We start from the raw sequence: 7,448 nt of genomic DNA, 5'->3' as shown, positions 1-7,448 counted from the left end.
GGGTCGATGCCGTGATCAGCAAGCTCGACGTGCGCGCGCCCTACACCACCGTCACTGCCGGCGAGCCGCTGGCCGAACTGCTGGCGCCGCAATGGAACAGCGCGCTGGCCGAGTACCGCGCCTTGCAGCAGGCGCAATCGGGCGATGCAAAGGCACTGCGCGCCGCCGCACGCGAGCGGCTGCGGGTGCTGGGCCTGACCGACGCCGACATCCGGGCCGCCCACCCGGGCGGCAACACGGCCATCACCCTGCATGCGCCGCAAGCCGGCGTGGTCACCACGCTGGACGTGCGCGAGGGCCAGCGTGTCACCGCCGGACAGACCTTGATGACGCTCAATCGCCTGGCGACCGTGTGGGTGGAAGCGGCCCTGCCGCAAGGGATGGCCGGCGCGGTGCAGGCCGGCACACAGGTAACGGTCACCGTCGACGCGGTACGCCGCATGTTCCACGGCAAGGTCGAGACGCTGCTGCCCGACATCGACAATGCCACCCGCACGCAAAAGGCGCGCATCGTCATCGACAACCCCGACGGCGTCCTGAGCCCGGGCATGTTCGCGTCCGTGCAGCTCGCGCCCGCACGCGGCGAAGCGGTGCCAGTGGTCCCCGACGAGGCCGTGATCGCCACCGGCACCGAAGCACGCGTGATCCTCGCCGAAGGCGAAGGCCGCTTCCGCGCCGTGCCGGTACGCGCCGGCCGTTCGGCCGGCGGCTACACGCAGGTGCTCGAGGGCCTCAAGGGTGGCGAGCAGGTCGTCACCTCCGGCCAGTTCCTGATCGACTCGGAGGCGAGTCTGTCCGGCGCGCTGGAGCGCCTGGATACTCCGTCCCATCCGGCGCCGGCATCCAGCGCGCGCTCGATGCCGGGGATGCCTATGCGTGCTGGCGACCAGCCATGATCGCCGCCCTGATCCGAGCGGCCATCGCGCACCGCGTGATGGTGCTGCTGGCGGCACTCGCGTTGGCACTGGCCGGCGTGTTCGCGGCGCTGCACACGCCCATCGATGCGCTGCCGGATCTGTCCGATACCCAGGTCATCATCCGCACGAGCTGGCCCGGTCAGTCGCCGCAGGTGGTCGAGGACCAGGTCACCTACCCGCTGGCGACCACCATGCTCTCGGTGCCCGGCGCGAAGACCGTGCGCGGCTATTCGTTCTTCGGCGACTCCTACGTCTACGTGCTGTTCGACGACCACACCGACCTGTATTGGGCGCGCTCGCGTGTGCTCGAATACCTGAGCCAGGTGCGCGCCAGCCTGCCGGCGGACGTGAATCCCGCGCTCGGCCCGGACGCGACGGGCCTGGGCTGGATCTACGAGTACGCGTTGGTCGACCGCACCGGCAAGCACGACCTCGGCCAGCTGCGCGCCCTGCAGGACTGGTTCCTGCGCTTCCAGTTGAAGACCGTGCCGGACGTGGCCGAGGTGGCCAGCCTGGGTGGCATGGAGCGCGCCTGGCAGATCGTGCCCGACCCGCAGGCGCTGGCCGCGCGCGGCATCACCGTGCCGCAACTCGTCGATGCGGTGAAGGCCGCCAACGGTGCCAACGGGGGCTCGGTGATCGAGCAGGGCGAGGCTGAACTCATGGTGCGCAGTCAGGGGTACCTGCGCAGCAAGGCCGATTTTGAGAACGCACCCGTCACCGCCACTGGCAGCGGCGTACCCGTGCTGTTGCGTGACGTCGCCACCGTGCGCCGTGGCCCCACCTTCCGTCGCGGCATCACGGAGCTGGACGGCCAGGGCGAAGTCGCCGGCGGCGTGATCGTGCTGCGCTCGGGCAAGAACGCCAAGGCCGCCATCGCCGCGGTGAAAGCGAAGCTCAATGAGCTCAAACGCAGCCTGCCCGCCGGGGTCGAGATCGTGCCGACCTACGACCGCTCCCGGCTCATCGACGCGGCGGTCGAGAACGTCTGGGGCAAGCTGCTGGAAGAATTCCTCGTCGTCGCGTTGGTCTGTGCGCTGTTCCTGGGCCACCTGCGCTCCTCCCTGGTCGCGGTGATCACGCTGCCGCTGGGCGTGCTGGCGGCTTTCATCGTGATGGACCTGCAAGGCGTCACCGCCAACCTGATGTCGTTAGCCGGCCTCGCGATCGCCATCGGCGCGATGGTCGATGCGGCCGTCGTGATGATCGAGAACACCCACAAGCACCTGGAACACTGGCGGGACGATCACGGCAACGAGCCACAGGGGGCGCAGCGCTGGTCGCTGATCGCCGAGGCCAGCGCCGAAGTCGGCCCGGCCTTGTTCGTGAGCCTGCTCATCATCGCGCTGTCGTTCGTGCCGGTGTTCGCGCTGCAAGGCCAGGAAGGCAAGCTGTTCTCGCCGCTGGCCTTCACCAAGACCTATGCGATGGCGGCCGCCGCCGGCCTGGCGGTGACGCTGGTGCCCGTGTTGATGGGTTACCTGGTGCGCGGGCGCATCCGCGGCGAGATGGAGAACCCGCTCAACCGGGTGTTGATGCGCGGGTATCGGCCCGTCATCGACGCCGTGCTGCGCTGGCCCAGGACCACCCTGGCGCTGGCCGGCCTGCTGCTGCTCAGCGCGGTGCTGCCGATGAGCCGCCTGGGCAGCGAGTTCATGCCGCCGATGGATGAGGGCACGCTGCTGTACATGCCCACGGCACTGCCCGGCCTTTCGGCCGGCAAGGCCAGCCAGCTGTTGCAATTGACCGACCGCATGATCAAGACGGTACCGGAGGTCGACCATGTTTTCGGCAAGGCCGGACGCGCCGAGACGGCGACCGACCCGGCACCGCTGGAGATGTTCGAGACCACCATCACCTTCAAGCCGAAGGATCAATGGCGCCCCGGCATGACCATGGCGAAGATCAAGGAGGAGTTGAACAAGGCCGTAAAAGTACCCGGCCTGACCAACCTGTTCGTGCCGCCGATCCGCAACCGTATCGACATGCTCGCCACCGGCATCAAGAGCCCGATCGGCATCAAGGTGCTGGGCAACGACTTGGGTACGCTGCAGCAGGTCGCCGATGCGATCGAGGCGGTGGCGAAAGACGTGCCTGGCGTCAGTTCGGCGATTGCCGAGCGCCCCACCAGCGGCCGCTACGTCGACGTGCACGTGCGTCCCATCGACGCGGCGCGCTATGGCCTGACGCAGGCGCGCGTGCAGCAGTTGATCGCCACCGTGGTGGGCGGCGAGCCGATCGGGCAGACCATCGAGGGGCGCGAGCGTTATCCCATCGTGGTGCGCTATCCGCGCGGCGAGCGCGACTCGATCGGCGCCCTGCGGCAACTGCCGATCGTGGCTGCCGACGGCGCCCAGCTCACCCTGGGCCAGATCGCCGACATCAACATCGAAGCCGGCTCCTCGATGCTCAAGAGTGAAGCCGGGCAACTTGCAACCTACGTCTACGTCGACACCAGCGGCGACCTCGGCACCGTGGTGGCTGACCTGCAACGCGCGGTGGGCCAGCAGATCAAGCTGCCGCCGGGCGTCAGCCTGGGCTGGTCGGGCCAGTTCGAATTTCTGGCCAGTGCCATGCAGCGGCTCAAGCTCGTGATTCCCATCGCGCTGGTGATCATCTTCGGCCTGATCTACGCCGTGTTCCGCCGCGCCAGCGAAGCGGCGCTCATCATGCTCAGCGTGCCGCTGGCGCTGGTCGGCGGGCTGTGGCTGATCTGGTTGCTCGGCCACGCGGTATCGGTGGCGACCATCATTGGCCTCATCGCGCTGGCCGGCGTGGCTGCCGAGTTCGGCGTGGTGATGCTGCTCTACCTGCGCCAGGCCTGGGATCGCCGGCTCGCACGCGATCCCCACGCCGGGCCCGCGGCCCTGGACGAGGCCATCCGCGAGGGCGCCGTGCAGCGCGTGCGGCCCAAGGCCATGACGGTGGCCGTGATCCTCGCCGGCCTGTTTCCAATCCTGCTCGGCCATGGCGCCGGCTCCGAAGTCATGCAACGCATTGCCGCGCCGATGATCGGCGGCATGCTCACGGCGCCACTGCTGTCGATGGTGGTGCTCCCGGCCGCCTTCCACTTGCTGGTCCTGCGCCGCCTGCGCAAGGCGCAGCGCCCTTCCACCACTTCACCCAACCCGCAAGGAGACTGACCCATGAAGACGATCGCACTGATCCTTTGCCTCGCCGTTGCCCCGGCCTTCGCCGGTCCGCTGCAGATGGATCCCCATATGCCGGGCATGCAGCAAAACGCCAGGCCTACCGAGGCACAAGCGATAGGCGTCATCAAAGCCATCGACCTCAAGCAAGGCACCATCACCTTGCAGCACCAGGCGATCCCGGCGATCGGCTGGCCCGCCATGACCATGCCTTTCCACGCCACACCCGAGGTGCTCAAGCAGGCCAAGGTAGGCGAGAAGGTGCAGTTCACGCTTCGCCCGGATGGCATGAATAGCGTGGTCACTGCGCTCAAGAGCACGCAATCCTGACGGCAACATGTCTCGCCTGCGACAGCGGCGGACGCATCACCGTGCCGAGCTTGCACGGGCGTACCCCTCGATCAGCCGCGCACAAGGAGAGTCCAGACGCTCAGCCACAAACGGATGGGGTTTGGCGGCCTGGACCCACGGCGGTGGACTCCTACGTACCGATGGCATGAGTACGCTCCAAGCTCGCGCATGTGTCGCAGCGCCTGCGCATCAGCTTGTTGTTTGCCCGGTGGCGGGCGTCCGTCTGCTCGCGCCAAGCCACCTCAAACCGCCACATCCGCCTCCAGCGAGGCCATCAAGGGACATTGCACCTTGCCGCGGTTGCGGTGGCACTGCTGGACAAGCGCGGCGAGCGCCTGCTCTACCCGGCGCAACTGCTCGATGCGTTCGCGCACCATCGCCAGCTTTTTGGCCCCGATGCGTTCGGCGTCACGGCAATGCCGCCCGTCATCCAATGCGAGCAGGTCGGCGACTTCATCCAGACCGAAGCCCAGCACCTGCGCATGCTTGATGAATCGCAAACGGCGCGCGTGCGTTTCGTCGTAGCGGCGAATACCGCCTGGCGGTTTGGGCGGCTCGGCCACCAGCCCACGGCGCTGGTAGTAGCGGATTGTCTCGACGTGGACTTCCGTCGCCTTGGCAAGGAAGCCGATGGTGAAGCTCGTCATGGTTGACCCCGTAGTCGACTACGGAAGTAAGGTTACGCCGTGAAACCTTCAAACGACACCGGTTCGGTCATGGCCCAGCGCACCAGCGAAAAGAGCACCCTGGCGATCGGTGGCTTGGCGGCCATTCTGGCGTCGGCCTGCTGCCTGGGGCCGCTTGTCCTGGTGAGCATCGGGCTGAGTGGCGCGTGGATCGGCCAGTTGACCCGGCTCGAACCGTTGCGGCCGTTGTTCCTGACGGTATCCCTTGTCGCGCTGGTGCTTGCCTACCGCCGCATCCATCGTCCCATGGCCGTCTGTCAGCCGGGCGAGGTCTGTGCGGTGCCCGCGGTGCGCCGGGCCTACAAGCTGGTGTTCTGGAGCGTGGCGGTTTTGGTATTGATCGCCTTCGCCTTTCCCTACGTTGCCCCATGGTTCTATTGAGGAGCCCCGCATGAAAACCCTGCCTGCCATCGCTTTTGTCCTCGCTTGCGCCGTCTCGAGCGTGAGCCTGGCGTCCACGCGGCAAGTCACCCTGGCCGTACCAGGGATGACCTGCCCGACCTGTCCCCTCACCATCAGGAAAGCGCTGCAGAAGATCGACGGGGTCGGCAACGTGGCGGTGGACCTGGCTAGGAAAACCGTCACCGTCAGCTACGAGGACACCAAGGCGCGTCCGGATCAACTGGCCAAGGCCACGGGCGAGGCGGGTTACCCGTCGACGATTCAGGCAATGCCTCATGGCGGCTGACATGACGTTGCAGAGCATGTTGACGTGCCCCAAATGCGGCCATCAGGCGACCGAGACCATGCCAACCGATGCCTGTCAGTTCTTCTACGACTGCACCGGGTGTGGCGAATTGTTGCGACCGAAACCCGGCGATTGCTGCGTGTTCTGTTCCTACGGCACCGTGCCCTGCCCGCCCATCCAGCAGCAGAAGACCTGCTGCGGGTAGTGCCGATCTGACTCAGGAAGGAGGTCGGCCACGGCCATCAGGCTTGACGCTCCGCAACGACAGGCTGAAATGACCTAAACACTGCGGTACGCCTCGCCGCTACCGGGCCTGCGCTTTGTCAGACCGGCGCTGGAACAAGGCATGGAGGAACTGCTGGCTCGTGCCCGAGGGTGTCGCGTGCATCGCCAGCTCACTATCCAGCAGCGCCCAATCGCTGCCGAGTACGCGCGCCAGTCCGTCGGCGTCGTAGCGCATCGCGTCGAGCCCGCTGCATTTCATCGGACCTTGGGCCAAACGTCGCCATAGCCGCATAGCCGCCCGGTCGGATCGCGTGATTGAGCTGGGCGACGTAGCGCGCTTGTTGCTTCGGCTGGACCAGGAAGTGGAAGACGGCGCGGTCGTGCCATAGCTGATAGCGCGCCGCCGGTAGAGGCGCGTCGAACAGATCCGCGGCCAGCCAGGTCGCGCTATGGGCCCGTTCCCCGAGGCGCCGGCGGGCGACGTCCAGCGCCTGTGCGGAAATATCCAGCACGCTGAGGTCGCGATAGCCCGCCGAAAGCAGGTCGTCGACCAAAGTGGACGCGCCGCCGCCGACATCGAGGATGGCGGTGCCGCGATCGGGTGCGACCCGTTCAATGACCCGCAGCGAATGATCCAGATGCGGGCGGTACCAGCTGACCGCATCCGATGCCTTGTTGCCATAGACTGTTTCCCAGTGCTGCTGGCGATTCATGGAGGCTCCTCAGTACCTTGACCGATGGCCGTTGTTGCGCCGAAAGCGCAAATGGCGCGAAGAAATAGCGGCGACTTCTGGATCGGAGGAACCCATGCTCCCGATGGCGCCGCGGTGAAGATTACGCCGACGATCAAGGAAACTGTTGCAAACCGCGTCAGCCGGCAGACGATTAGCAGCGAGCCACAGACGATCTCGGCGACACTGACGAAGGACCTGGCACACGCGGCGCGCGCGTGCCGTCGGCCTCAGCCTGTCGATGCGGTGACCGCCGCATTGGATCGCGAACGACGGATCATCGAAGCGGCCTATACCGATGCCACCAGCATCTCACGCGCTGGCAAGCGGCAGAAGACAGCGCCCGCAACGCACGCGATACGGCGCAGCTGACCCAGCGTGCCTATGCGCTCGGCGAGGCGGATGTGCAGACCATGCTGCTGGCGCGACGCCAGTCGCTGGACGCTGCGCAGGCAGCGCTTGACGCGCGCGTGACCGCATTGCATGCGTACTATCGGCTGCAGATCGACGCGCACGGCATCTGGAAACTTGCCCACGAGTAGGTATGCGAACGCCGGGAGGTTTCCGCCCGGCCGGCCTTCCACCGCGTGCGTAGCGCTTGCCCGTGATACGGAGCCCGCCATGTTGTTCGAAGTCCTTACCGATCGGGTCTACCGGCATCTGTTCGCTGCCCAGGCCACGTCGCTGGTCGGCACCGGCCT

At 66.8% G+C, this 7,448-nt stretch carries 10 protein-coding genes; 8 read left to right on the top strand and 2 right to left on the bottom strand.

The features are described 5' to 3' along the window. The 3 genes from VFH59_RS13505 to VFH59_RS13495 all read left to right on the top strand — a co-directional run. On the top strand, positions 1-896 hold an 896-nt coding region (locus VFH59_RS13505), incomplete at its 5' end, for an efflux RND transporter periplasmic adaptor subunit (protein WP_325165429.1). After that, positions 893-4,060 carry a CusA/CzcA family heavy metal efflux RND transporter gene (locus VFH59_RS13500; protein ID WP_325165428.1) on the top strand — a complete coding sequence of 1,056 codons (3,168 nt, stop codon included), beginning with the start codon at positions 893-895 and terminating at the stop codon, positions 4,058-4,060. The genes VFH59_RS13505 and VFH59_RS13500, both read left to right, overlap by 4 nt. Before the next feature lie 3 nt (positions 4,061-4,063). Then, entirely contained in the window at positions 4,064-4,396 is a 333-nt protein-coding gene (locus VFH59_RS13495; protein ID WP_325165427.1) for a copper-binding protein, read from the top strand. 263 nt (positions 4,397-4,659) lie between these two features. Here the strand turns inward: VFH59_RS13495 and merR are convergent, their stop codons facing one another. Then, a complete protein-coding gene (merR, locus tag VFH59_RS13490) occupies positions 4,660-5,064 on the bottom strand; it encodes an Hg(II)-responsive transcriptional regulator (protein ID WP_325165426.1) in 405 nt (134 codons plus the stop codon). Positions 5,065-5,133: 69 nt separating this feature from the next. On the opposite strand from merR, the gene merT reads away from it, so the two are divergent. The 3 genes from merT to VFH59_RS13475 are packed head-to-tail and all read left to right on the top strand — an operon-like array spanning position 5,134 to position 5,996. After that, entirely contained in the window at positions 5,134-5,484 is a 351-nt protein-coding gene (gene merT, locus VFH59_RS13485) for a mercuric ion transporter MerT (RefSeq protein ID WP_325165430.1), read from the top strand. Positions 5,485-5,494: 10 nt separating this feature from the next. After that, on the top strand, positions 5,495-5,791 hold the full coding sequence (gene merP, locus VFH59_RS13480) for a mercury resistance system periplasmic binding protein MerP (protein ID WP_325165425.1): 297 nt from the start codon (positions 5,495-5,497) through the stop codon (positions 5,789-5,791). Beyond that, positions 5,781-5,996 carry a GDCCVxC domain-containing (seleno)protein gene (locus VFH59_RS13475; RefSeq protein WP_325165423.1) on the top strand — a complete coding sequence of 72 codons (216 nt, stop codon included), beginning with the start codon at positions 5,781-5,783 and terminating at the stop codon, positions 5,994-5,996. The genes merP and VFH59_RS13475 overlap by 11 nt, the downstream gene beginning before the upstream one ends. 193 nt (positions 5,997-6,189) lie before the next feature. Here the strand turns inward: VFH59_RS13475 and VFH59_RS13470 are convergent, their stop codons facing one another. Then, on the bottom strand, positions 6,190-6,729 hold the full coding sequence (locus VFH59_RS13470; protein ID WP_325165422.1) for a class I SAM-dependent methyltransferase: 540 nt from the start codon (positions 6,727-6,729) through the stop codon (positions 6,190-6,192). Between the two features lie 24 nt (positions 6,730-6,753). Between VFH59_RS13470 and VFH59_RS13465 the strand changes: the two genes are divergently transcribed. Together VFH59_RS13465 and VFH59_RS13460 are read left to right on the top strand one after the other, a co-directional pair. After that, a complete protein-coding gene (locus VFH59_RS13465) occupies positions 6,754-7,119 on the top strand; it encodes a hypothetical protein (protein WP_325165421.1) in 366 nt (121 codons plus the stop codon). Positions 7,120-7,160: 41 nt separating this feature from the next. After that, complete coding sequence (locus tag VFH59_RS13460) at positions 7,161-7,289, top strand: hypothetical protein (protein WP_267171833.1); 129 nt, start codon at positions 7,161-7,163, stop codon at positions 7,287-7,289. Positions 7,290-7,448 lie beyond the last annotated feature (159 nt).

It is taken from the genome of Frateuria sp. (genome assembly GCF_035695185.1).
In the GTDB taxonomy this organism is placed as follows: Bacteria; Pseudomonadota; Gammaproteobacteria; order Xanthomonadales; family Rhodanobacteraceae; genus Frateuria_A.
The sequence above is the reverse complement of the archived record's forward strand: the minus strand, read 5'-3'. Positions and strand labels throughout refer to the sequence as shown.

Excerpts from the sequence above, each read along its gene's own strand:
- VFH59_RS13500 (WP_325165428.1), top strand. The coding sequence starts at position 893 with ATGATCGCCGCCCTGATCCGAGCGGCCATCGCGCACCGCGTGATGGTG.
- VFH59_RS13495 (WP_325165427.1), top strand. The coding sequence starts at position 4,064 with ATGAAGACGATCGCACTGATCCTTTGCCTCGCCGTTGCCCCGGCCTTC.
- merR (WP_325165426.1), bottom strand. The coding sequence starts at position 5,064 with ATGACGAGCTTCACCATCGGCTTCCTTGCCAAGGCGACGGAAGTCCAC.
- merT (WP_325165430.1), top strand. The coding sequence starts at position 5,134 with ATGGCCCAGCGCACCAGCGAAAAGAGCACCCTGGCGATCGGTGGCTTG.
- merP (WP_325165425.1), top strand. The coding sequence starts at position 5,495 with ATGAAAACCCTGCCTGCCATCGCTTTTGTCCTCGCTTGCGCCGTCTCG.
- VFH59_RS13475 (WP_325165423.1), top strand. The coding sequence starts at position 5,781 with ATGGCGGCTGACATGACGTTGCAGAGCATGTTGACGTGCCCCAAATGC.
- VFH59_RS13470 (WP_325165422.1), bottom strand. The coding sequence starts at position 6,729 with ATGAATCGCCAGCAGCACTGGGAAACAGTCTATGGCAACAAGGCATCG.
- VFH59_RS13465 (WP_325165421.1), top strand. The coding sequence starts at position 6,754 with ATGGCCGTTGTTGCGCCGAAAGCGCAAATGGCGCGAAGAAATAGCGGC.
- VFH59_RS13460 (WP_267171833.1), top strand. The coding sequence starts at position 7,161 with ATGCTGCTGGCGCGACGCCAGTCGCTGGACGCTGCGCAGGCAGCGCTT.